This window comes from Duganella sp. 1411 (assembly GCF_017833525.1).
GTDB lineage: Bacteria > Pseudomonadota > Gammaproteobacteria > Burkholderiales > Burkholderiaceae_D > Rugamonas.
The window spans coordinates 2,529,102-2,552,211 of the sequence record NZ_JAFICD010000001.1; the positions used below are offsets into that span (position 1 = coordinate 2,529,102).

Consider the following 23,110-nt stretch of genomic DNA (forward strand, 5'->3'; position numbering starts at 1 on the left):
CTATTTGACGTACCGTTTGAAAATCAGTGAAGTATTGATACCACCGAAAGCGAAGTTATTCGACATCACGTACTCGCATTGCAGCGCGCGGCCGGCGCCGGTGATGTAATCGAGCGGCGCGCACTCGCCGTCCACCCGCTCCAGATTGATGGTCGGCGCGAACCAGCCCTCGCGCATCATCTCGATGCTGATCCACGCCTCGAGCGCGCCGCACGCGCCAAGGGTGTGGCCCATGTAGCTTTTCAGGGAACTGATCGGGGTCTTGTCGCCGAACACCGCCAGCGTCGCCTGCGATTCGGCGATATCACCCTGCTGCGTGCCGGTGCCGTGGGCGTTGATGTAGCCGATGTCCGACGCTTGCAAGCCGGCGTCCCGCAGCGCCAGCGTCATCGCCTTTTGCATCGTGGCCGCATTGGGCTGCGTGACGTGGCAACCGTCGCTGTTGGTGCCGAAGCCCACCAGCTCCGCGTGGATCGCCGCGCCGCGCGCCAGCGCGTGGTCCATATCCTCGAGCACCAGGCAACCGGCGCCCTCGCCGATCACCAGGCCGTCGCGGCCGGCGTCGAACGGACGCGGTGTCGTGTGGCCGGCGTCGTTGCGGGTGCTGGTGGCGAACAGCGTGTCGAACACCGCCGCCTCGGTCGCGCACAGCTCCTCGGCGCCGCCGGCCACCATGGCCAGCTGCTTGCCGGCGCGGATGGCCTCATAGGCGTAGCCGATGCCCTGGCTGCCGGAGGTGCAGGCGCTCGACGTGGTGATCACGCGCCCGGTGATGCCGAAGAAGACGCCGATGTTGACCGGCGCCGTATGCGACATCATCTTGATGTAGGTGGTGGCGTTGATGCCCTTGGTGGTGCGCTCTTCCATCATGCGGCCGAAGTCGCCGATGGCGCTCGGCGTGCCGGCCGAGGAGCCGAACGACACCCCAAGATCGCCGCTCTTGAGCAGCGGATGATCGAGCAGGCCGGCGTCGGCCAGCGCCAGCTCGGTGGCGCGCGTGGCCATCAGCGCCACGCGGCCCATGCTGCGGATGGCCTTGCGGTTATAGCGCTCGGTCAGTTCGAACGGCGCGGCGGGCGCGCCCAGGCGCGTGTTCAGGCCCTCGTAATCGCACCAGTCGTCCATGTGCACGATGGCGTTGCGGAACTCGCCCAGGCGCTGGCGAACCGCGGCCCAGTCGTTGCCGACCGGGCTGATGCCGGCCATGCCGGTGACGGCGACGCGGCGGCTCATGCCAGCCCGCCGTTGACGGAGATGACCTGGCGCGTGATGTAGCCGGCCTCCTCGCCGACCAGGAAGCTGACGGCTGCCGCCACCTCCTCCGGTCTGCCGACGCGGCGCGCCGGTATCATCTTGAGCGCCTCGTCCATCGGCACGTCGCCGATCATGTCGGTCTCGATCAGGCCTGGCGCCACGCAGTTGACGGTGATGGCGCGCTTGGCCAGCTCCAGCGCCAGCGCCTTGGTGGCGCCGATGATGCCGGCCTTGGCGGCGCTGTAATTGACCTGGCCACGGTTGCCGATCAAGCCCGACACCGATGCCAGCGTGACGATGCGGCCCGGTTTGCGCCGCTGCACCAGCGGCATCACCAACGGATTGAGGACGTTGTAGAAGCCGTCCAGGTTCGTTTGCAGCACGATGTCCCAGTCCTCGCCGGACATCGCCGGGAAGGCATTGTCGCGTGCCACGCCGGCGTTGCACACCACGCCGTAATAGCAGCCGTGTTGGGCGATGTCCGCCTCCAGCGCGGCGGCGGTGGCGGCGCGGTCGCCGATGTCGAACTGCAGCACGCGCACCGCGCGGCCCATCTCCGCGATCTCCGCCGCGACCGCGTCGGCCTCGGCGCGCTGGCTGCGACAATGGAGCACCATGTCGTAACCGTCGCGCGCCAGCCGCAGCGCGATCGCCTTGCCGATGCCGCGGGACGATCCCGTCACCAGCACGCTCATGGACTTATTTTGATTCATGCTACGTTTCCATCTTTGAGAAATTGATTGACATTATCGGGCTGGAAAACAGTCACCGTCGCCGTGGCCAGGCTGGCCGCGCCGGGGGCGGCGTCGGCCGACTCTATCCTGCAGTCGAACGCACCGAGCCCGTTTTCGGCCTGCAGCACGCGATGCACATGCACCCGCAGCACGCTGCCAAGCGCGAAATACGGCACGCTCGCCTCGTACTTGCGGGAGCCCAGCAAAAATCCGACCTTGACGGCGTCACCGCGCCGCTCCGCCAGCCAGCCGGCGTGCGCGGCGATCGCCTGCGCCATGTATTCGATGCCGACCCACGAGCCCACGCCATCGGCGGTGGCCAGCACGCTGCCGGCATGGATGCGCACTTCCGCGCACAGGTTCTCATCGTCCGCGCTGACCACGCGCTCGAGCAGCACCATTCCGCCGGAGTGGGGGACCAGCGACCTGATATCGGGCATCGTTGCTGGCATCGTCGCGGGACTCGTCATGCCACCCTCCCCAGCACCAGCACCGCGTTGGAGCCACCGAACGCGAAGGAGCTGCTCAGCACATGGCGCAAAGGACGTCCCAGCGCCGCGCCGGCCGGCACCAGGTTGAGCGCCGGCAGCGCGGGATCGGCGGCGCCGTCCCACAGATGCGGCGGCAGCCTGCCCTGCGGATTATCGTCCTGCATCGCCAGCCAGCACAGCGCCGCCTCCACCGCCGCCGCCGCGCCCAAGGTGTGGCCGGTGAACGGCTTGGTCGAGCTGACCGGCACTTCAAGTCCGAACAGCGCCTCGATCACGCGCGACTCCATCGCGTCGTTTTGCGGCGTCGCCGTGCCGTGCATGTTGACGTAATCGATGCACGCGGCGTCCAGGCCGGCGCGTTCCAGCGCCTGCGTCATCGCCAGCCGCGCGCCGCCGCCCGCCGGATCGGGCGCCGACATGTGATGGCCGTCCGAAGACTCGCCCCAGCCTAGCAAGGCCACGGGGGCGGCGTCTCCCGCGTCGCCGGCATCGGCACTCATCAGGAACAGCGCGGCACCTTCGCCGATGTTGATGCCGTGGCGGTTCGCGCTCATCGGGTTGCAACGCTCGTCGCTGACCGATTCCAGCGACGCGAAACCGGCCACCGTAAAGGCGCACAGCGAATCGACGCCGCCGGTCAGGACGGCGTCGCACAACCCCATCTTGATCAGCCGCGCCGCGCTGGCCATCGCCTTGGCGCTCGACGAACAGGCGCTCGAATGCACGTAGGCCGGCCCGGACAGGCCCAGCTCGTGCGCCAGCATGACGGCCGGCGATCCCATCTCCTGCGGGTCGTAGACGAAGTCCGGCGGCAAAACGCCGTTGGCGCAGTAGTCGCGGATCGCCTGTTCGGTCTCGCCGATGCCCGAGGTGCTGGTGCCGATCACCACGCCCACGCGGTCGGCGCCATGGCGCGCCACCGCCGCCTCGACGGCCGGCCGAATCTGCGCCAGCGCGGCCAGCGCCAGCGCGTTGTTGCGGCTGCGCTGGCGCGGCGGCAAATGCTCGACCGACGGCAGCGGCGCGAGCACGCGCCCGAGCGGCAGCTCGCGCCCCGGCGACCACTCGCCGGTCATCGCGACGCCGCTGTCGCCGGCGTACAGGCGCGCCTTGACCTGCGCGTGGCTGTCGCCGAGCGCGCAGATAATGCCGCAAGCGTTCAGATAAAAATTCAACATGCTTCAGTCTCGGTCAATCTCGTTACGCTTATTGGGCTCATTGCCCTTCCTGCGCGAACTGTATCGTCAGCTTATAGTGATACCGCAGATTCTCCAACACCACGGTGCCGCTCCAGCGCGGGGTTCCACTATAGGATATCCTCATGATAGGCTCGTCGGCCAGGTACAAGGTGCGCGTCGCCCCCTGCTCGGCGATGCGCCAGCCGTCCGGCAGCGCCGCGGCGACCGCCTCGGCCGGCCACAGGGTCAGTTGCATGTCCTCCAGCACATCCTCGGGGCGCACCTGCGACGGCAGCATCACGTGGCGCCACGAGGTCAGCTCCTTACCGTCGTAATGCATAGTCAGCACGCGCTGGCCGAACGCCAGGCCGACCACGTCGATCGCCTCCGGCTCCACCTGCAACGCCACGTCCAGATCGTCGGTGCGGCCGGCGCGTTCCACCTTCAGATGCTGCTGCACGCTGATCGAGGCGCCCAGCGCCGCCGGCGGCAGCTTCAGGCCAAGCCGCGCCTGCGGCGGGGGCGCGGTGGCGCAACCTGCCAGCAGCGCCACCACCGTCAGCAACGCCACATGCAGGCCGTGGCGAACCCGGTTCGATATCACTGCGGCGTGCATAAGGCCTCCAACGCGGCGAGCCTGCGCGGCGTCTCCTTGACGTACGGATTGCTCAAGTCCCAGGCGTAGCCGGCCAGGATGGCGGAGATCATGCGCTTGATCTCCGGCTGCTGGTTTTCGTGGAAGATGATCTTCTGGAAGCCGCCGGCGTACCAGGATTCGACGAAGACGCGGAACGTGTCCACGCCCTTGCGCAGCGGCGCGCCGAAGTCGGCCTGCCAGTCGACCGTCTCGCCGGCGAACTGGCGTTGCAGCGCGGCGGCGGCCAGGCTGGCCGATTTGAAGGCGATGGTCACGCCGGACGAGAACACCGGGTCGAGGAATTCGCCCGCATTGCCCAGCAGCGCGTAGCCCGGTCCCCACAGTTTTTCCACGTTGGCCGAATAACCGACGATCTGGCGCGCCGGCGTGTCCCACTTGGCGTCGGCCAGCAAGGCGCTCAGCGACGGTTCCTCGGCCAGGATCGCCTGCAGCCGCTCGGTCGGCGTGCCCTGATAGCGGTCGAGGAAGCTGGTTTCGGCCACCACGCCCTGCGAACAGCGGCCGCCGGCGAATGGAATGGTCCAGAACCAGACGTCGTCGTGCTGAGGATGCACCGTCACGCGGATCTTGTTGCGGTCGAAGCCACCCCGTATGCCGTCTTCGATGTGGGTGAAGATCGCCCCGCGCACCGGGAAATTGGACGGCGTTTCGAGCGTCAAAAGACGCGGCAGGATGCGGCCAAAGCCGCTGGCGTCCAGAATGAAGCCGGCGCGCACCTGGTACGTTTCGCCGTCCGGATTCTTGACGGTGACCAGCGCCGGCGCGCCGTTCGCTCCCAGCTCGATGTTCATCACTTCGTGGCGATAACGTACCTCGGCGCCGAAGCGCGCGGCCTCCTTCGCCAGGATGTGGTCGAACTGCGCGCGCTGCACCTGGTAGGTCGTGCCCCAGCCCTCCGAGTGCTTGTCGCGGAAATCGAAATCGGTGTAGCGGCCACCGCGCATGAAGGCGGCGCCGTTCTTGAACTGGAAGCCCGCCTCCACCACCGCCCGCAGCATGCCCGCTTGTTCGAGGTAGGCCATACTTTGCGGCAGCAGGCTTTCGCCGATCGAAAAGCGCGGAAACTCTTCGCGCTCGATCACCAGCACCTGGCGTCCCTGCTGGCGCAGCAGCGCGGCGGCGACGGAACCGGCCGGGCCGGCGCCGACGATCAGGATTTCCACCGATTCGATGTTCAGTGCGTCAGTCATGCTTGCTTTCTTTGATGGTGCCAAAACAGGGAACAATAAGCCAGGCCAGCGCGATCCCCAGCAGCATGGTCAGGCCAAAGGCCTGCAACGCCGGGGTCTTGCTCAGGCCGAGCAAACCAAACGACAAAAATGTATTCGACGCCGACATCCCCACCGCCAGCCACGCCGCGCCGCCGCGATTGTCGGGACGCTCCTGCATGAAGATGCCGTAGTCGACGCCGACGCCGAGCAGCAGCAACAGCGCCAGCACATGGAACAGCTGCAGGTTCTGCGACGCGAAACCGAGCACCGCCAGCGTGGCCACGCTAGCCAGCGCCGTCGGCGCCAGCACGCGCCACGTGCGGCCGCGATAGCGCGGGAACAGCATCGCGAACACCAGCGCGTACGCGCCCAGCACCACCCAGCTCATGTTCTCGCGGTAGCGGCCCAGCACCGAGGAAATCTCGGCCACCTTGTCGACCCACTGCACGCCATGCAGGCCGTCGGCCGCGCGCATCACCTCGGGCACCGCCGCCCTGCCAAGGCCGCGCAGCGCGACGATGCTGGCGTGAACGCCGCCGGTCTCGCCCAGCCACAGATGACGCGAAGGCTCGCTGGCCGGCGACTTCAGGAAATCGTCCGGCGTCAGCGGCGCGCCGGCCGCCAGCAATCCGGCGCGGGTCGCCGCGATCCACTGCGCGTCCTCGCCCGTCTGTTTGGCCAAGCCTTGCAGCGGGCCGTCGTCGGCGAGCAGCTTTTGTTCGACCAGCGCCCGGCGTTCGGCCTGCGCGCGGGCCGACGGCACCCAGTTCGACACGGCCTGATAGCCGGTGATGCCGCTGGTGGCGATCAGTGTATCGAGCTTCGCCTTGAGCGCCTCCTCGCGCTGCAGCACCACCTCGGCGGACTCGCCGCGCACCAGGAAGTACTGCACCGGCGTCGGCGCGTCCAGCAGCTTGCTCAACTTGATCTGATCGTCGATCAGGTGCTTGGGCGGATTTTGCAGCAAACGGATATCGTCGTTGGCGCCCAGGCGGCTGATGCCGTAGCCCGCCGCCAGAGCGAAAACCACCGCCGCCGCCAGCGTGGCAGCGTTCAGCCGCAGCACCGGCCAATGCCGCAGCGCGTCGCCGTACACGCGTACCAGGCCGCCGGACTTGAGCGCGCGCGCGCCGATCAGCGCCGGGAACCAGAACGCCACCGTCAGCCAGGCGAACACCAGGCCGAGCGCGGAGAACACCGCCATCTGGCGCAAGCCGGGGAACGGCGTCAACGCCAGTCCCATGTAACCGATCACCGCCGCCAGCAACGTCAGGCAAAGGCCCGGCAGCAGGCGTTTGAGCAAAGCCGGCGAATCGAGGGTTTCGCCGGCCGCCAGGCGGTTGGACAGGAAGTAGATACCGTAATCCTGCGCCACGCCTATCAGGCTGGCGCCGAACACCAGCGTCATTAAATGGATCTGGCCGAACATCAGCCAGCACACCGACAAGGCGCCGAGAAAGCCGATGCCGATCGATAGCAGGATCAGCGAAATCGGCTTGAACGAGTGGAAGGCGAACCACATCAGCAGCACGATGCCGAGCAGCGAGCCGATGCCGATGGTCGACACTTCGCCGCTGGCCTGTGCGCTGGCGTTGGCCGCGTGCAGGATCACGCCCGCCCGCACCAGTTCCACTTGCGGCACCGCCTTGCGGGCGGCGTCGCCGGCCCGCTCGAGCAGCGGCAGCACCGTTTCCTGGGCCGTCATCGACAGCGCGGGCACCTTCAGCGTCAACACCAGCAGCACGTACTGGCGCTCGGCGCCGGCGACGAACAGGTGGCCGTCGCGCGGGCGCACCGGCGTTTCCTGCGCGCGTTCCTGCACCCAGCCGGCGAACAATCCAAACGGGTCCTGCTGCCACGAACCCAGTTTCGGTCCGCCGAAGGAACCATACAATTTGCCCAGCGCCGTCTCCAGCCAGAACTGCGACGGCTGGCCGCGCAATTGCGCCTCCTGCTGCGCGGTCAGCAAGGTCAGGCTATGCCGCTGAAACAGCGACAGCCAGTCGTTCTGTGTTTTTTCGTCGATCGGCGCGGCATCGAACAAATCCTTGCGCGGCGCCAGCACGGCGCTGTAAGCGTCGGCGGCGCGCTTGGCGTCCTCCCAGTCGGCGGCGCCAACCAGCACGATCACGCGCTGCTGCGCCGCGTCGACCATGTGCGAGAACGACTGCTGCAGCACCGGGTCGCGCTCCTGCACCGGCAACAGCGCCATGATGTCGGTGTTGGGCACGATGCGCTGGACCAGCCACAGATAGGCGTTATGCCCCAGCAGCAGGCACACCACCACCGCCCACAGCAGCGCGAGTTGTCGGGTACGCGTCAAAACAGCGCCGCCTCTTCCTTGGTCAGCGCCGTCTCGCCGGTCTGGATGGCGGAGAACACGATGCTGGTCTTGTCGCCGCCGGACTCGCTCATGACGATGTTCTTGACGTAGGCGCCGCCATCGAGCTTGATGGTGCCGATGGCCTTGTCCAGCGCCGCCTGGCGCGCCTTCAGCGCCACGTTCCAGCTATTGGCGTCGACGCTGCCGTCGACTTCGAACAGCGATTCGAGCTGTCCCAGATCGCCCGACAACAGCGAGAACAGCACGTTGTTGATCATGCGGACGGTCGGCTCGGTCTTGGCGTCCAGGCGCATGGCGACACGGTCGCCCTGGTAGTTGACGATTTCGTCGCGCGTGAGCCGCAAGGTGTTCGGGAAAGGCTGCAAGGTGCGCCACAACACGCCCTTGCCGGCCACCACGCAGAAGCGGCCATTGGAGGCCAGCGGCTTTTTCATGCCGGCCAGTTGCTTGGTCTGGTCGAAACGGCCGCACATGATGGCCGGCTTGGCCAGCATGGCCTGGATCTTGGCGACCGGCGCGGCGGCCTGCGCGGGGTTGAACAGCGCCAGCGCGGCCGCCAGCAAAACGGTTTTCATTTTATTCATACAGGCTCGATTCCCAGTTTTTCGAACAGCACCGGCGGCGACACGAAGCACATCTCCCTGGTCGCGAGATCGACGGCGACCATGGTGGTGCTGGCGCGGTTAAGGCGCTTGCCGGTTTCGGCGTCGGTGATCAGATAATCGATCTTCAAACGGTTTTCCCATTCGACGATATCGGCGCGCAGCTTGAGCTTCTGGCCGAAGGTGGCCGAGCCGACATAGCGCAGCTGCATGTCGATCACCGGCCAGGCGTAGCCCGAGGCCTTCATCTGCGGGTAGTTGTAGTCTATCTTGTCCAGCAAAGCGCAGCGCACGACTTCCAGATACTTGACGTAGCGGCCGTGCCAGACGATCTCCATCGGGTCCAGGTCGAAAAACTGCACCTGCATCTCGACTTCCGCGAACCAGCGGCTCTCCTTGTTAGTCCTGCGCATACAAATCCCATGACTTGGCACGGATGCGCTCGAGCAGCAGGCGCAGGTCCGGTTCCAGGCGGCGGTCTTCCTCGACCGCCTTGATATCGGCGGCCAGCGCCTCCTGCATCGCCGCCAGCGGGGCGTGCGGGCGCAGCTCGGGGCTTGCCTGGCAACGCAGCCAGACGCCCTGGCGCACCGTGATCAGCAACGCCGCGACCACCTGCTCGGTCAATTCCAGCACGCGCAGGCAGTCGCGCGCGGCGATGGTGCCCATGCTGACCTTGTCCTGGTTGTGGCATTCGGTCGAGCGCGAGAACACCGACGCTGGCATCGTCAGCTTGAGCGCTTCGGCGGTCCACGCCGAAGCGCTGATCTGCAGTGCCTTGAGGCCGTGGTTGATCGCCGCGCGCGCGCCGGTGGCGCCGGACAGGTTGGCCGGCAGGCCATGGTTGTAGCGGCTGTCGACCAGCAGCGCCATCTGGCGGTCCAGCAGGTCGGCCAGGTTGGCCACGGCGTTCTTCATGCCGTCCATCGCGAAGGCGATATGGCCGCCGTAGAAGTGGCCGCCGTGCAGCACGCGCTCGTTGTCGGCGTCGATCAATGGATTGTCGTTGGCGCTATTGAGCTCATTCTCGATCGACGTGCGGAAGAACGGCATGGCATCGGCCAGCACGCCGATCACGTGCGGCGCGCAGCGGATCGAATAGCGGTCCTGCAGGCGCTTGCCGTTGCGCTCCCATTGGTCGGTCGGCAGGTCGCTGCGCAGCCACGCCGCCACCTGCTGCATGCCGCCGTGCGGCTTGACCGAGAACAGCACCTCGTCGAAATGATGGGCGTTGCCGTCCATCGCGAACGACGCCATCGCCGTGATGCGGGTGGTCAGCTTGACCAGATAGTCGGCGCGGTCGTAGGCCATGCAGGCCAGCGCCGTCATGACGGCGGTGCCGTTCATGATCGCCAGGCCCTCCTTCGGCCGCAGGCGCAGCGGCGTGATGCCGGCTTCGCGCAAGGCCTGCGCGGCCGGCACCTGGACGCCGTCGCGCCATACTTCGCGCTCGCCGCACAGCACCGCCGCCACATACGACAGTGGCGTCAGGTCGCCACTGGCGCCGACCGAGCCCTCCGACGGGATCAGCGGCAGCAGGCCGGCGTCGAGCAGGCGGGTGATCTGCAACAGCAGTTCGACGCTGACGCCGGAATAGCCTTTGCTCAGCGACGCCAGGCGCGAGGCCAGGATCGCGCGCGTCTGCTGCGGCGTGAAGTACTCGCCCAGGCCGACGCCGTGATAGGTGTACAGGTGGTGCGGCAGCTCGGCCACCAGCTCCGGCGGCACGGTGACGGTGCAGGAATCGCCGTAACCGGTGGTCACGCCATAGATGGTGCCGTCCTCGCGCAGCAGCCGTTCGAGGAAATCGGCGCCGCGCGCGATGGTGGCGCGGAACGCGGGATCGTCCGACAGCGTTGCCGTCGCGCGCCCTTGCGCGATATCGACGATGTCTTCGATCGTCAGGCGCTGGCGGTCGAAGCGGACGGCGCGCGCGGCGGTATTCGGTCGGGCTGTGTCAGCGGGGTACATCGGAACGCTCCAATTCGGGTAAATGCCAAAAATCGTAAAAATTAAACCATTGCAGCGGCGCCTGCGCGGTGTGGTGCTCGAGCCGCTTGGCGTAGTCGCCGGCCATTTGCGCCAGCGCGGCGTCGCGCTCCTTGCGCGGGATGCGCACCGCGTCGCGGAAGTGCTCGAAATACAGGTCCGAACGACGCCCCCGGCGCATCGAGAACAACAGGAACACCGGGCATTGCAAGACGCCTGCCAGCACGTAGGGACCGACCGGGAAGGCGGCCGGCGCGCCCAGGAAATCGGCCACCGCCACGCGCGGATTATGCGAGACCGGAACGCGGTCGCCGGCGATGACGACGAATTCGCCGCGCGCCACGCGCTCGGCCAGCAGCATTGCGGTGGCCGGCGACATGTCCGTCACCTGCATCAGATTGAGCTGGCTGGCGGGATTCAGGCTGCCCAGCATCTCGTTGAAGGCTTGCGCGTGCTTGGTATGCACCAGCACCGTGAGCTTGATGTCGTGGCGCTGGCGCGACAGCACCCGGCACAACTCCAGATTGCCCAGGTGGGCGCAGATCAGCAGGCCGCCGCGCCCCGCCGCCACCGCGTCGGTGATCAGCTCACCGCCGTGCAGCGTGACGTCGTCGACTTTGAACAGGCCACCCCACAGCAGCATCTTGTCCAGGATACTCTCGCCAAAGGCGGCGAAGTGGCGCAAGACGCCCGGCTGCGCGCGGCCGCTGAAGCGCTCCATGCGCCGTAGATAGTCGCGCGAAGCCTTGCGCGGCAAGGGCTTGGTCAGCACGTACCAGCCCAGCACCGGATACAGCACCACGCGGAACGGCCAGCGGCCGAAAACGCGGCAGATCCAGAACAGGAAGCGCATACCGGCGACAAAACTGATTTCGTTGATCGCGGCCCAGTGCAGACTGCGCGCGCTCACGGTGTCCGCCACTTGCGCGCCAGCAGTTTGGGGATGCGCGGCAGCATGCCGAAGAACAGCACCGTGTGCATCCACGTGATCAGCACATTGTCGCGCCAGACGCGGAAGTGCGACACGCCGTCCGCCGGATACGATACGCGGGTGGGCAGATTGACCACTTGCAGGCCGTCCCAGAACAGCCGCACCAGGATGTCGGTGTCGAAGTTCATGCGCGCGCCGATGGCGTGGCGCGCCGCCAGTGCGTTGACCGGCGCCACCGGATAGACGCGGAAGCCGCACATCGAATCCTTGATGTCGAACGACAGCGTATTGATCCAGACCCAGATGTGGGTGGCGTAGCGGCCGTACAGGCGCGCCTTGGGCACCGATTCGTCGTAGACCGGATGGCCGGCGATGATGGCGTGCGGGTGGGCCCGCGCTTGCGCAAGGAACCCGGGCACGTCGTCGGTGCGGTGCTGGCCGTCCGCGTCGATTTGCAGCACATGGCTGAAACCCAGCTGCGCCGCGCGCACAAAGCCGCTCAGCACCGCCACGCCCTTGCCCTGGTTTTGCGGCAGCCGCACCAAGGTCACGCGCTCCGGGTTGGCCTGCGCCAGCGCATCGAGCACGCCGGCGCACGCCGCGTTGCTGCCGTCATCGACCAGGATGCACGGCACGTCGTGGCGCAGCAAGCCGGCCAGCACCGCGCCGATCGCGTGTTCGTGGTTGTACACCGGGACCACGATGCAGGGCTTGAAGCCCGGCGCCTCAGTCATGGCCGCTCCCCGCCAGCAGCATGACGCGGCCGCTCGAATGCTGCCCGGCGTCGGACGCGTAACGGAATTGCAGGCTGCCCTTGACCGCGTCGTGCGTCAGTTCCAGCCGCACCGGCTGCGCCGGCTGTATCACCTGCTGGAACTTGAGCGCGTTGATGCCTTTGAAAATGGCCGGCAGCGGAAAATACTGGCGGCCGTAATGGATGGCCCAGTCGACCTGCACCACGCCAGGCAGGATAGGCGCGACGTCGAAGTGGCCGTCGAAATAATACAGGTTCGATGGCGCCGTCACTTCCAGCAGCACGCGATCGCCCGCGCGTTCCAGCTCGCGCACTTGCGGCAGGCGCGGACGACGATCGACCCCGTCGTCGTCCAGCAGCGCAAGCAAGGCCGCCAGCGTGGTTTTGCCTTGCGCGTTCACCGGCATCTGGTCCAGGTAACGCCAGCGGCGCGGCAAGGCCACCAGTTCCACCGTCGCGGCGAGCGCGGCGCGCAGGCGGGCGTTCAGCGCGGTTTTGCCGCCGGTCGCCAGCAGCGTGCGGCCGGCGATGGTCGGCACGACGAAGGCGGCCACCTTTTGGCGTTCGCCGGCGACCGGATCGCACAGGACGACGCGTGCTTCGGCGGCCAGGCCGGTGCCGGTCAACGCCGCCTCCATCGCCGTCAGCGAAACCCTCTTTTCCTCGATTTTGACGATACGGTCGCTGCGCCCGCGCAGCACGAAGCGCTGTTCGCCGCCGCTGGGGGCACGCCCGGCGCCCTCGGCGCGGTCGGCCAAGGCCAGCCACGCGTCGTCGGGCAGATGCGGCGAGCGCACTTCCAGTCCGTTGTCTTCGCCCAGGCGCCATTGCACCGTCGGGAAAGGCAGCCACGAATCGTCGGCGCCGGCCTTGCGCTGGCGCCAGGCCACGCCGCCGGTCTCCGAACTGCCGTACACCTCCACCGGCACCTTGCCCAGCACGGTGCCCATGGCGAACGCCGTCTCCGGCGCCAGCGGGCCGCCGGACGAAAACACGCCGCGCAGCATGCGTGCGGCGCCGCTCCAGTCCAGATGGTCCGGCAGGCGTTTCAGATGCGCCGGGCTGGCGATCAGCACGCACGGACCGGCCGCCATCGCCGGCGCCAGCGCCTCGGGGAAGGCAATGCTAATCGCGTGGATGGCGCGGCCGGAACTGAGCGGCCACAAAATCTTGAACAGCAAACCGTAGATGTGCTGGTGCGATACCGTCGCCAGGATGGCGGCGTCGCCGGTCGCGGGGCCAAACAGCAGATCGAGCGTTTCGACCTCGTTCGCCATCTGCGACAGTTTTTTGGGGATCGCCTGCGCCGCACCGGTGCTGCCGGAGGTGAACACCACCAGCGCGGGGAATTCCGGATCGAGCGTGCCGTCTATTTCAGCGTCGTCGTCCGCCGGCGGCGACGGCTGCAAAGGCGCCATCTCCGCCGGGAACTGGCCGAGGAAGCCGTCGACCGAAGCGCGAAGCGCGGCGCACGTGGTCTCCAGCGTGTCGGCGCTGAGCCAGATGGTTTTGCCGGCGTGCCAGGCCCCCAGCAGGGCCGCGCCGAATTCGATGCTGTCTTCCAGGTACAGCGCGTAGTCGCGCCCCGGCCGGCCGCGCAGCAGCGCGTGCCACGCCCGCGCCCGCGCCAGGAACCGCTCATTGGTGACGCCCTCGCCGGCGCTCCAGCCGACGATGCCGCCGGCCGGCCGCGCGGCCATCGCCGCGTACAAACGCTCGATACGGTCAGACATGGTGCAGCCGCTTGAAACGCATCCGCACCAGATATTCGGCGCCGAACAGGATCGCCATCAAGGCATACGAAATCACGCCGGTGTACAGCGACCACACGGCCTCGGAAGCCCACAGCGCGGTCGCCAGCGCGACCGCGCCATTGATGATAAAGAAGCCGCACCACACCTGCGTGACCGAGCGCATATAGGCCTGCGCCGGCGGCGCAAAATCCTCGCCGCGCAGGCGCGCCATGCGCTCGACCGCCGACATCGGCGTGCCCAGGCTCCAGGCGAAGCCCGCCAGCAGCGCGGCGTTCACCAGCACCGGGTAGAGTTTCAGCGGCAGCAGCAGATTGCTCCAGATCGCGCACGCGACCAGCACCAGGCCGCCCGCGGCCGACCAGCGCGCGACGCCGCTCAACTTGAGCGCCGGCAGGCGCGTGGCGACCGCCAGCAGCAGCAGGCCGGCCAGCCAGCGCGGTTCCACTTGTCCATGTCCCAGCCAGATCGCCAACGGATACAGCAGCGTCAACGCCGCCGTCAATACAGTCATCGGCATCGCGTTTAAGCCGCCTGCTCCGTCATGCCGGCCAGCGCGTCGACCACGTCACCGATGGTGCGGATGGTCTTGAACACTTCCGGCTGCAGACGCTTGCCGGTCAGTTGTTTCAGCTTGACGGCCAGGTCGACGGCGTCGATGCTGTCGATATCGAGATCGGCGTACAGGTTCGAGTCGGCGGTCAGTTCCGCTTTATCGAGTTCGAACATATCGGCCAACAAATCGATCACCCAGGCTTGCAGCTGGTCTTTGCTCATGTCGTTCAACGCTATCATGTCGTGCTCCCTTATTTCTTCCTGTGGGTCTCGATCATCGTCGCCAGCGCCCGCACCGACGCGAAATGGCGGCGGGTGTCTTCGGAATCGGCCGACAGGGATATCCCGTACTTCTTCTGCAATGCGACGCCCAGTTCCAGCGCGTCGATCGAATCGAGGCCCAGGCCTTCGACAAACAACGGTGCGGCGCTGTCGATATCGTCCGGCGTGATATCTTCCAGCTGCAGCACTTCGATGATCAATTCTTTCACTTCCTGTTCAAGCATGACGTTGGTACTTCCCGGTAAAATAGTCTTGTAAAAATTCCGTCAACTGGCGCGCCGCCATCACTTCGCTGGCGCCGCCCCCCGTAAACGTCTCGATCGCCAGGTCATCCTGGACGTCTATCCGTATCAACACCCGCCGCGGCGGCACGCGCCACCACTTCTCGCCCTTGCCCAGCGTGAGCGGATCGCAGCGGATCAGCACCGGCGTCATATCGCGCGCGCCGCGCACCGCGATGTTGGCGGCGCCGCGCTTCATGCTGATGACGCCATCGGCCGGCGTGCGCGTCCCCTCGGGGAACACGATCAGGTTGTTACCGCGCCGCAGGGAGGCGATGCAATCGTCCACCAGCGCCGCCCCGCCCTCGTTGTTGATATAGCCCGCCGCCCGCACCGGCCCGCGCGTGAACGGGTTGTTCCACAACGCGCCCTTGACGATGCAGTCGGCGTTCTTCACGAACGCCATCAGGAACACGGTATCGATCAGGGTCGGGTGGTTCGCCAATATCAGCAAGCCGCCGCGTTCCAGCTTCTCCAGGCCGCGCACCTCGTAGCGCAGCACGCCCAGCGCGCGCATCATGTCCACGTAGGCGCGAAACGCCCGGCGTATCAATCCGCGCGCCGCCGCCACGCGCCGCTCCTTGTTCCGAACCAGCAGGTTCAGCACCGGGAACAGCACCACGCGCATGAGCAGCCCGCCAACCCCGAACACGGTAAAACTCAATCCCGTGGCGAACACGCGCCAGTACAGCGACAGCCCGGCCAGCGCCGCATCAAGCATCGCGGCTCCAGCTCCAGCGCATGCGGCCATCGCAGCGCTCCATCCGGTCCGCCCCGCCCAGATGGAAGGCCGCCACCTCCAATCCGCCCGGCATGCCGGACGATGGCGTTTGGTCGCTCGCGCTCCAGCGCAACGCGATCGGATCATCGGCGCCGTCGGCGGCCGTCATCAGCCATGCCCACGCGTGCGGCTGTTCCTCGCAGTCCTGGAACGGCAAAAACAGTTCCGGCAGCTGGCAATCGGAGGCCACCAGCAGCACCGCCGGTGCGCCGTCGGCCAGCAGGCCGCAGGCCTCGATCACCGCGTGTTCGATCGTCGCCGCGCCGGCGGCCAGCGCGATGTGGTTGGCGCGATCGGCGCGCGCGATGGTCAACAGGCCCGCCGTCGCGTTGTGCACCGACATGCTGAAGGCGGTCGGCGACAGCGCCTCGCCGCGCGCCAGATCGCTCAGTAATTCAAGGGCGCGCGAGACCTCGCCGTGCCGGGAACAAAAGACCGTCGGAATGTCGCCGCCCGCTTCGCCGCGCCCGTCGAGGCATTGGTACGCCACCTCCAGCGCCATCTTCCCCAAAAAACCGGCCCGGCGCCGCAACATCGCCGGCATCGCCTTGACGCCGGGTTCTTCGCCAGCGACGATGCGGCGCGGGGCCCGCGCCCATTGCGTCCACGCTTCCGGTGTGGTCAGGCCGGGCGCCCATTGCGCATGCTTGACGATAGAAAAAGTGACGCCGTGAGTGCGCATGTTGACAATTATTCCAGAGCTTTGAGGTAAAAGGAGGTACGAACTCGCGCTCACATGCCGCAAAATGCCAGCCGACGTACTTTTAAAATTATAAACGACTGCCGAGCGCAATCAGCCAAAAAAATAGACGCATGGCAACTATTTTGCTCATTGAGCTCTACTTTTGTGCAACTATGGTGAAGATTTCTAGCCAAATGTCACACTTTTCGGTGCGCAAAAGCAAAAAGACGGGGCGCATCGCTGCGGCCCCGCCTTTCGTTGATTAAATTAATCTACTTTAAGCCCTTAGAACACCCACAGCTTGTCAGCAGGCAATTGTAGCCAATATTTCCCGGCTTCCAGCTTGTACTTGGAGTAGGCGCGCAGGCCGAACTCGGCGCCGCCGGCGCTCTTGAACAGGCACTCGAAGCGGTCGCCCAGATACATACAAGTCAGCAGCGGCATTTCGATGGCGTTGTCGACCGGCGTCGCGCTGATCTTCACCTCCTCGACGCGGATGATGGTCGATGGCTCGCCGCCGCTGGCGCCGCGTGCGGTGCCCTGCAAGGCCGTGCCGTTGACATCGAGCCGCACCGACGCGCCGTCGCGCCCCACCACCTTGGCCGGCAGACGGTTGTTACTGCCCATGAACTCCGCGGTGAACAAGGTCTCCGGCGTTTCGTACATGCTTTGCGGCGTGCCTTGCTGCTCGATCTTGCCGTTATTGAGCAGCAGGATGCGGTCGGAGATCGCCATCGCCTCGGCCTGGTCGTGCGTGACCATCAGCGCCGACAGGCCCAGTCGCACAATCAGCTCGCGCAGAAAGGCGCGCGCCTCCTCGCGCAGCTTGGCGTCGAGGTTCGACAACGGCTCGTCGAGCAGGATCACGGGCGGGTTGTACACCAGCGCGCGGGCGATCGCCACGCGCTGCTGCTGGCCGCCGGACAACTGGTGCGGATAGCGCTCGGCCAGATGGCCCAGGCCCAGGTTCTTGAGGACGTCAGCGACTTTGTCCTTGATGTCGCTGGCGCCCATCTTGCGCAGCTTCAGGCCATAGGCGACGTTGTCGAACACCGTCTTGTGCGGCCACAGCGCGTAGGACTGGAACACCAGCCCCAGGTTGCGGTGCTCGGCCGGCATCTCGAAGTTCCTGGAGCCGTCGAAGACATTGCGGTCGCCGATGGCGATGATGCCCTGCTTCGGGCTTTCCAAGCCGGCCACCGCGCGCAGCAAGGTGGTCTTGCCGCTGCCCGAGGGCCCGAGCAGCGCCACCACTTCGCCCTTTTGAAGGTGCATCGACACGCCCTTCAGGATTTGATTGGCGCTGGCGCCGGTGCCGTAGTCCAGGTGCAGATCGTTGACGGTTAATTCATTCATGATGATGTCTCGTTTCATATTATTTGACTTTAGATGCGGCTTGGTTGTGCAGCTTAGTTATGCAGCTTAACTCCGAAGCGCAAGGCGATGCCCAGGCCGATCGCCACCAGCGAGATGTTGATGAACGATAGCGCCGCCACCAGATCGGTGGAGCCGGTCGCCCACAGCGAGACGATCATCGCGCCGATCACCTCCGTGCCCGGCGTGAGCAGGTACACGCCGGTCGAATATTCGCGTTCGAAGATCAGGAACACCATCAGCCACGCGCCCAGCAGGCCGTATTTGACCAGCGGCAGCGTGACGTCGCGCGTCACCTGGCCGCGCCTGGCGCCGACCGCGCGCGCCGCCTCCTCCAGCTCCGGGCCCACCTGCAGCAGCGCGGTCGAGATCAGGCGCATGCCGTAGGCCAGCCACACCACCGAATACGCCAGCCACAGGGCGAAGATGGTCGAGCGCACGGAGCGCAGCAGCGGTATCGCGTGCTCGCTGAGCCACAGCGCCACGCCGTTGTCCATGCCCTTCAAGGCGCCGTCGAGCCAACTGGGCACGAACAGGAACACCCACAGGAACGACAGGCCGGCCAGCAGGCCCGGGACCGCGCGCGGCACCAGCACGCTGTAGTCGAGGAAGCGGGTGATGGCGTCCGGCTTGCGGTGCATCGCCAGCGCGATGGCGCTGTAGCAGATCACCGCCAGCGCGCCGCCGATCACGCCGATCAGCACCGTGTTGACGATGCCGCGGATGAGCGCGGGCTGCTCCAGGATTTCGCGGAAGTGCTGCAGCGTCAGCACGTCGGCCAGCTTGACGCCCTCGCCCCAGTACTGCACGAAGGAGCGCAGCACGATGCCCGACAGCGGCATGATGATGGTGAACATCAGCCAGGCGAAGATCAGCGCGAAGGCCAGCCATTTCCAGCGGCCCAGCGGCATGGCCTTCGAGCGCGCGCCCTTGCCCTTGATCGAGACGAACTTGTTGGCCGACTTGAGCAGGTAGCGCTGCACCATCACCAGCGGCATCGTCACCATCACCAGGCAGACGGCGACGGCGGCCATCAGGTGGTAGGACGGCGTGCCCAGTTTGTTGGTCAGCTTGTACAGATAGGTGGCCAGCACCATGTGGCCCTCCGGATCGCCCAGCACCAGCACCAGGCCGAACACCTCGAAGCCGAGGAAGAACACCAGCACGCCGGCGTAGGCCAACGCCGGCGTGATCATCGGCAGCGAGACGTTGAACATCACCTGCAGCGGCGAGGCGCCGGACACGCGGGCCGCCTCCTCCACGTCCGAGCCCAGGCTTTTGAGCGCCGACGAGGCGTACAGGTAGACGTGCGGCACGTGGGTCAGGCCGGCGATCACCACGATGCTGGTGAACGAGTAGATGTTCCACGGGATCAGGCCGAGGATGTCCTTGGCCCACAGCGAGTAGAAGCCGACGGGGCCCATCGACACCACGTAGCCGAAGCCCATCACCATCGGCGAGACGAAGATCGGCACCAGCAGCAGCGGCGCGATGAAGCCTTTGCCCGGCAGGTCGGTGCGGATCATCAGGAAGGCCAGCATGCCGCCCAGCGGCACGGCGATGGCGGTCAGGCCGGTGGCCAGGTAGAAGGCGTTCTTGAACGCCATCGAGAAATCGGGATCATCGAAGATGAAGCGGTAGGCGTCCAGGCCCAGTTCCTTGACGGGCATGAAGAACGGCGCGCTCAGGAAGCTTTGATAGAAGATCAGGAACAGCGGCAGGAAGATGGCGATGGAGGCGAGGGTCACCACCACGCCGCGCGGCCAATTGAGGCTGCGCCGGCCGGAGCCAGGTAGGGTCATAGTTTGCATAGGAATTCCGTTTTTACGAACGCGTGCGGGCACCCAACCCGCGGGTCCGGGCAGGGGTCGTACCCGTGCGGGTACGACCCCGCGCCGGTACGGGGTTCGGTGGACCTGGTGAGGCGCTTTACTTCAGACGATTACTTCTTGCCGGCCGATTCTTTCCACTGCTTCAGGAAGGCCATGCGCTTGGCCGGCCCGAGGAACTGCAGCACCATCGGATGCACCGGCACCGGCTTGACGTTGTCCTTGCCGATTTGCTTGATCAGGTCCGCCGAGGTGGTTTCGCCGGTGACGTCGCCGCGGATGGCGAACAGTTTGGATTCGTTGGCGATGATGGTCTGGCCGCGGTGGGACAGCATGTAATCGAGCCACAGCTTGGCGGCGTTCGGGTTCTTGGCGCTTTTGCTGATGAACAGCACGCGCGACAGGACCAGCGTGTAATCCTTCGGCAGCACCACGCCGATCGACGGATCGGTCTTGGCGCGCACCAGCGCGTAGGAGCCGACCACGTTGTAGCCGATCAGGTTCTCGCCCGACGAGATCCGCTCGAGCATCGTACCGGTCGACGACTGCACCCGCACCTTGGCCGCGCCGAAGGCGTTCAGCATGTCGAGGAACTTCGGATTTTCGCGCGCGTCCTGGGTCATGAACATGAAGCCCACGCCGGACTTCTCGATGTCGTAGGTCGTGACCTTGTCCTTGAACTTGGGCAGCTGGATCAGCTTCTGGAAGTCGGCGTGCGTCTGCGGCACTTCCTTGGCGTCGACCAGGCGCTTGTTGTAGACGATGGCGGCCGGCTCGAAGGTCGTGCCGTAGGCCTGGTCGTCCCACATCGACCATGCCGGCAGCTTGGGCGCCTCGACCGATTTGTACTTCATCGCGTAGCCGTCCGAGGCCAGGCGCATCTGCAGGTCCATCGCCGACGACCAGACCGCGTCGGCGGTGTTGCCGCCGGCCGCCACTTCGGAGATGAAGCGGTTATACACCTCGGTCGAATTCATGTCGTTGTATTCGACCGTGATGCCGGGGAACTGGGCGTTGAAATCCTTGATCAGCGGCTGCGTGGCCTTGCTGTCGGTGGCGCCGTAGACCACCAGCTTGCCCTCTTTCTTGGCGCCGTCGATGATTTTCTGGTAGTCGGCCGGATAGCCGGCCGGCACCTGCGCCAGTGCGGCGGTCGAGGCGGCGAACAGCGCGAAGGTGAGCGTGGCGCATGCGGCGGCCATGGTGGTCTTGAACATCATTTTTAGTCTCCGTTTGTTTTATCTATTTTCTTGTGATCAGCGCACCAGGCCAAGTTCGGCGGCGCGCCTGCCGTAATCGTCTACGGCCTTTGCTACATAATCCCTCAGCGCGTCGCCGGTCAGCCCGAACGGGAACAGACCCGACGCCGCGCGCATCTGCGCGAACTGCGGACTGGCCAGCACGCGGTCGAACGCCGCCACCCACTGCCGATAATCCGCATCCGGCACCTGGGGGCCCATCCACAAGCCGCGGATGACGGGCCACACCACGTCGATCCCCTGCTCGCGCGCGGTCGGCACGCCGGACAGCACGCCGGGCAGGCGCTTCTCCGACAGCACCGCCAGCACGCGGGTATTGCCACCGGCCGCGTACAGCGTCGCCTCGCTGGCGTCGCCCGACACGACCTGCACGAAATTCGCATGCATCGCCGTGAAGGCCTCGCCGCCGCCCTCCAGCGCCACGAAACGCAGCGCCTTCGGATCCAGCCCGGCGGTCTTGAACACCATCGCCATCTTCAGCCAGTCCTGGCTGCCGATGGTGCCGGAGACGCCGATCAGCACCTTCTCCGGATTGCGCTTGAGCGCGGCCAGCAGGTCGCCCAACGTCTTGTAGGGCGAATCGGCGCGCACCGCGATCATGCCGTAGTCCGTGCCGAGCGCCGCGACCCAGCGCACGTCGCTCGCCTTGGCCTTGCCGAACTTGCCCTGCGCCAGATTGAGCAGCGAGCCGCCCGAAAAGGCCACCAGCGTGTTCGGCTCCGCGCGGCGCCGCTGCGACACCAGCGAATGCCAGGCCACCGCGCCGATACCGCCCGGCAGATAGGTGATCCGCATATCCGACGGTGGTGGCTTGGGCGCGTCGCGCAAGCCCTGCAAGCCCTTTTGGGCGAGCTTGCACGTGAGGTCCATCGCGCCACCCGGCTTGGATGGCACGATGCACTCCAGGCTTGCCGCCCGCGCGCCCGCGCACAGTAACAGCAGCGCGGCGATCACAGCCTGCAAAACTTTAGTCATCTTGGTTATCTTAGAGCGGTGAAGCTTTCAAAGCGCTTTCAGGCCGCGTCGACTTGCATAAAAAAATCGACACGGCCCGGTCTTCGGTCGCGAAGCGGCTTAGAAGCGGTGCTGCATGCCGGCGGTGATGCCGCGCTGGCTGTTGCCGAAGCCGGCGTCGTCGCGGGACAGGCCGGTGAGCTGGCCGTTTTTGGCTTTGGCGTAGGCGCCCGACACGTGCAAGTCGGTGCGCTTGGACAGCGCGTAGCGGTAGCGCAGCACGTACATGGTCGGATCGGCGTCGCGGCCGGCCGCCACGTTCTTGACGTTGATGTGGTAGACCGCGGCGGTCAGGGTGGTGACCTCGTTCGGTTTGAAGGCCACTCCACCCCAGGTGGTGGTGGCTTCGACGTCGGGGGTCGCCGCGCGGCCGGCCGTCAGGTTGTAGTCGCGCAGGACGGCCCAGAACTTGAGCGGGCCGGTCTCGTAGTTGGCGCCGACGTGCCAGACGGTGTTTTCATCGCGGTTGCCGGTGGCGACCACGGTGTTGCCGTTGTTGCGCTCATAGGTGGCCATCAGATTGGCGCCGCCGATCTTGTAGGCGACGGTGGCGCCCATCTTGGCGCTGTCGGCCACGCCGGTGGTCTGCTCGCCGGCGGAATAGTTGGCGCCGAAGCGGAAGTCGCCGAAGGAGCCGGCGTACTTGATCAGATTGTCGTAGGCGGTGGTGAAGCCGTATTTGCTAGGACCGGTGGCAGGACCGGAGGTCGCCCACGAATAGTAAGGCGCGAAGCCCATCGGATCGTAGCTGATCACCGTGTCGTACACGCTGGTGAACGAACGGCCGATGACCACGCGGCCGAAGGCGCCCTCCAGGCCCACATACGCCTGGCGCTTGAACAGCGCGCCGTCCTGGGCGCCGGTGTCCATCAAGATCCCGCCTTCCAGATTGAACACGGCTTTCAGTCCGCCACCCAGGTCTTCCGTTCCCCTGAAGCCCCAGCGCGAGGTGTTCATGCCGCCGGAAATGACACGGGTCATGCTGCCGCCGTTGGCGCTCGTGTTGTTGGCGTTTTCGACGCCGACGTCCAGCAGACCATAGACCTGCACATTCGATTGGGCTTGCGCGGCGCCGCCCACGGCGGCTGCCAGTGCCAAGATGGCAAGGCTAATTGGGGACTTTTTCATTGTATCTCCAGATAATATAGTTATTTGT

The 23,110-nt window shown here is 66.1% G+C and carries 23 protein-coding genes; all 23 read right to left on the bottom strand.

The genetic code is table 11. The features are described from left to right. The gene (locus tag JOD97_RS10565) at positions 1-1,233 is read right to left on the bottom strand and encodes a beta-ketoacyl-ACP synthase (protein WP_209716288.1); all 1,233 of its coding nucleotides are present in this window, start codon (positions 1,231-1,233) and stop codon (positions 1-3) included. After that, on the bottom strand, positions 1,230-1,967 hold the full coding sequence (locus tag JOD97_RS10570; RefSeq protein WP_209716291.1) for a 3-ketoacyl-ACP reductase FabG2: 738 nt from the start codon (positions 1,965-1,967) through the stop codon (positions 1,230-1,232). The genes JOD97_RS10565 and JOD97_RS10570 overlap by 4 nt, the downstream gene beginning before the upstream one ends. Next, a complete protein-coding gene (locus tag JOD97_RS10575; RefSeq protein WP_229264263.1) occupies positions 1,964-2,458 on the bottom strand; it encodes a hotdog family protein in 495 nt (164 codons plus the stop codon). The genes JOD97_RS10570 and JOD97_RS10575 overlap by 4 nt, the downstream gene beginning before the upstream one ends. Further along, the gene (locus JOD97_RS10580) at positions 2,455-3,657 is read right to left on the bottom strand and encodes a beta-ketoacyl-ACP synthase (RefSeq protein ID WP_209716294.1); all 1,203 of its coding nucleotides are present in this window, start codon (positions 3,655-3,657) and stop codon (positions 2,455-2,457) included. Before JOD97_RS10580 ends, JOD97_RS10575 begins: the two co-directional genes overlap by 4 nt. A 37-nt stretch (positions 3,658-3,694) precedes the next feature. Then, positions 3,695-4,273: a DUF3261 domain-containing protein gene (locus JOD97_RS10585; protein ID WP_209716297.1), complete on the bottom strand. Its 579-nt coding sequence runs from the start codon at positions 4,271-4,273 to the stop codon at positions 3,695-3,697. After that, positions 4,258-5,505 carry an NAD(P)/FAD-dependent oxidoreductase gene (locus JOD97_RS10590; protein WP_373999822.1) on the bottom strand — a complete coding sequence of 416 codons (1,248 nt, stop codon included), beginning with the start codon at positions 5,503-5,505 and terminating at the stop codon, positions 4,258-4,260. Before JOD97_RS10590 ends, JOD97_RS10585 begins: the two co-directional genes overlap by 16 nt. Then, positions 5,498-7,849 carry an MMPL family transporter gene (locus JOD97_RS10595; protein ID WP_209716300.1) on the bottom strand — a complete coding sequence of 784 codons (2,352 nt, stop codon included), beginning with the start codon at positions 7,847-7,849 and terminating at the stop codon, positions 5,498-5,500. The genes JOD97_RS10590 and JOD97_RS10595 overlap by 8 nt, the downstream gene beginning before the upstream one ends. Next, on the bottom strand, positions 7,846-8,454 hold the full coding sequence (locus JOD97_RS10600) for an outer membrane lipoprotein carrier protein LolA (RefSeq protein ID WP_209716304.1): 609 nt from the start codon (positions 8,452-8,454) through the stop codon (positions 7,846-7,848). The genes JOD97_RS10595 and JOD97_RS10600 overlap by 4 nt, the downstream gene beginning before the upstream one ends. Continuing rightward, positions 8,451-8,885 carry a thioesterase family protein gene (locus tag JOD97_RS10605; protein WP_209716307.1) on the bottom strand — a complete coding sequence of 145 codons (435 nt, stop codon included), beginning with the start codon at positions 8,883-8,885 and terminating at the stop codon, positions 8,451-8,453. The genes JOD97_RS10600 and JOD97_RS10605 overlap by 4 nt, the downstream gene beginning before the upstream one ends. Next, positions 8,872-10,443, bottom strand: a complete 1,572-nt coding sequence (gene hutH, locus JOD97_RS10610; RefSeq protein WP_209716310.1) for a histidine ammonia-lyase — start codon at positions 10,441-10,443, stop codon at positions 8,872-8,874. The genes JOD97_RS10605 and hutH overlap by 14 nt, the downstream gene beginning before the upstream one ends. Next, complete coding sequence (locus tag JOD97_RS10615; RefSeq protein WP_209716313.1) at positions 10,430-11,371, bottom strand: acyltransferase; 942 nt, start codon at positions 11,369-11,371, stop codon at positions 10,430-10,432. Before JOD97_RS10615 ends, hutH begins: the two co-directional genes overlap by 14 nt. Continuing rightward, positions 11,368-12,126 carry a glycosyltransferase family 2 protein gene (locus JOD97_RS10620; RefSeq protein ID WP_209716315.1) on the bottom strand — a complete coding sequence of 253 codons (759 nt, stop codon included), beginning with the start codon at positions 12,124-12,126 and terminating at the stop codon, positions 11,368-11,370. The genes JOD97_RS10615 and JOD97_RS10620 overlap by 4 nt, the downstream gene beginning before the upstream one ends. Next, the gene (locus JOD97_RS10625) at positions 12,119-13,879 is read right to left on the bottom strand and encodes an AMP-binding protein (RefSeq protein ID WP_209716318.1); all 1,761 of its coding nucleotides are present in this window, start codon (positions 13,877-13,879) and stop codon (positions 12,119-12,121) included. Before JOD97_RS10625 ends, JOD97_RS10620 begins: the two co-directional genes overlap by 8 nt. Continuing rightward, a complete protein-coding gene (locus JOD97_RS10630) occupies positions 13,872-14,417 on the bottom strand; it encodes a hypothetical protein (protein ID WP_209716321.1) in 546 nt (181 codons plus the stop codon). The genes JOD97_RS10625 and JOD97_RS10630 overlap by 8 nt, the downstream gene beginning before the upstream one ends. 5 nt (positions 14,418-14,422) lie before the next feature. Continuing rightward, positions 14,423-14,674 (bottom strand): acyl carrier protein, encoded by a 252-nt coding sequence (locus tag JOD97_RS10635; protein ID WP_209717449.1) that lies wholly within the window; start codon positions 14,672-14,674, stop codon positions 14,423-14,425. 29 nt (positions 14,675-14,703) lie between these two features. Then, complete coding sequence (locus JOD97_RS10640; RefSeq protein ID WP_209716324.1) at positions 14,704-14,958, bottom strand: phosphopantetheine-binding protein; 255 nt, start codon at positions 14,956-14,958, stop codon at positions 14,704-14,706. Further along, a complete protein-coding gene (locus JOD97_RS10645; protein ID WP_209716327.1) occupies positions 14,951-15,736 on the bottom strand; it encodes a 1-acyl-sn-glycerol-3-phosphate acyltransferase in 786 nt (261 codons plus the stop codon). Before JOD97_RS10645 ends, JOD97_RS10640 begins: the two co-directional genes overlap by 8 nt. Further along, a complete protein-coding gene (locus tag JOD97_RS10650; RefSeq protein WP_209716329.1) occupies positions 15,729-16,478 on the bottom strand; it encodes a beta-ketoacyl synthase chain length factor in 750 nt (249 codons plus the stop codon). The genes JOD97_RS10645 and JOD97_RS10650 overlap by 8 nt, the downstream gene beginning before the upstream one ends. Positions 16,479-16,763: 285 nt before the next feature. Further along, complete coding sequence (locus JOD97_RS10655; protein WP_209716332.1) at positions 16,764-17,834, bottom strand: ABC transporter ATP-binding protein; 1,071 nt, start codon at positions 17,832-17,834, stop codon at positions 16,764-16,766. 53 nt (positions 17,835-17,887) lie between these two features. Further along, on the bottom strand, positions 17,888-19,663 hold the full coding sequence (locus tag JOD97_RS10660) for an iron ABC transporter permease (protein WP_209716334.1): 1,776 nt from the start codon (positions 19,661-19,663) through the stop codon (positions 17,888-17,890). A 131-nt stretch (positions 19,664-19,794) separates the two neighbouring features. Continuing rightward, the gene (locus JOD97_RS10665; protein WP_209716337.1) at positions 19,795-20,901 is read right to left on the bottom strand and encodes an ABC transporter substrate-binding protein; all 1,107 of its coding nucleotides are present in this window, start codon (positions 20,899-20,901) and stop codon (positions 19,795-19,797) included. A gap of 36 nt (positions 20,902-20,937) precedes the next feature. Further along, positions 20,938-21,915: a tripartite tricarboxylate transporter substrate binding protein gene (locus JOD97_RS10670; RefSeq protein WP_209716340.1), complete on the bottom strand. Its 978-nt coding sequence runs from the start codon at positions 21,913-21,915 to the stop codon at positions 20,938-20,940. 99 nt (positions 21,916-22,014) lie between these two features. Next, positions 22,015-23,082 carry a porin gene (locus tag JOD97_RS10675; protein ID WP_209716343.1) on the bottom strand — a complete coding sequence of 356 codons (1,068 nt, stop codon included), beginning with the start codon at positions 23,080-23,082 and terminating at the stop codon, positions 22,015-22,017. Positions 23,083-23,110: the final 28 nt, after the last annotated feature.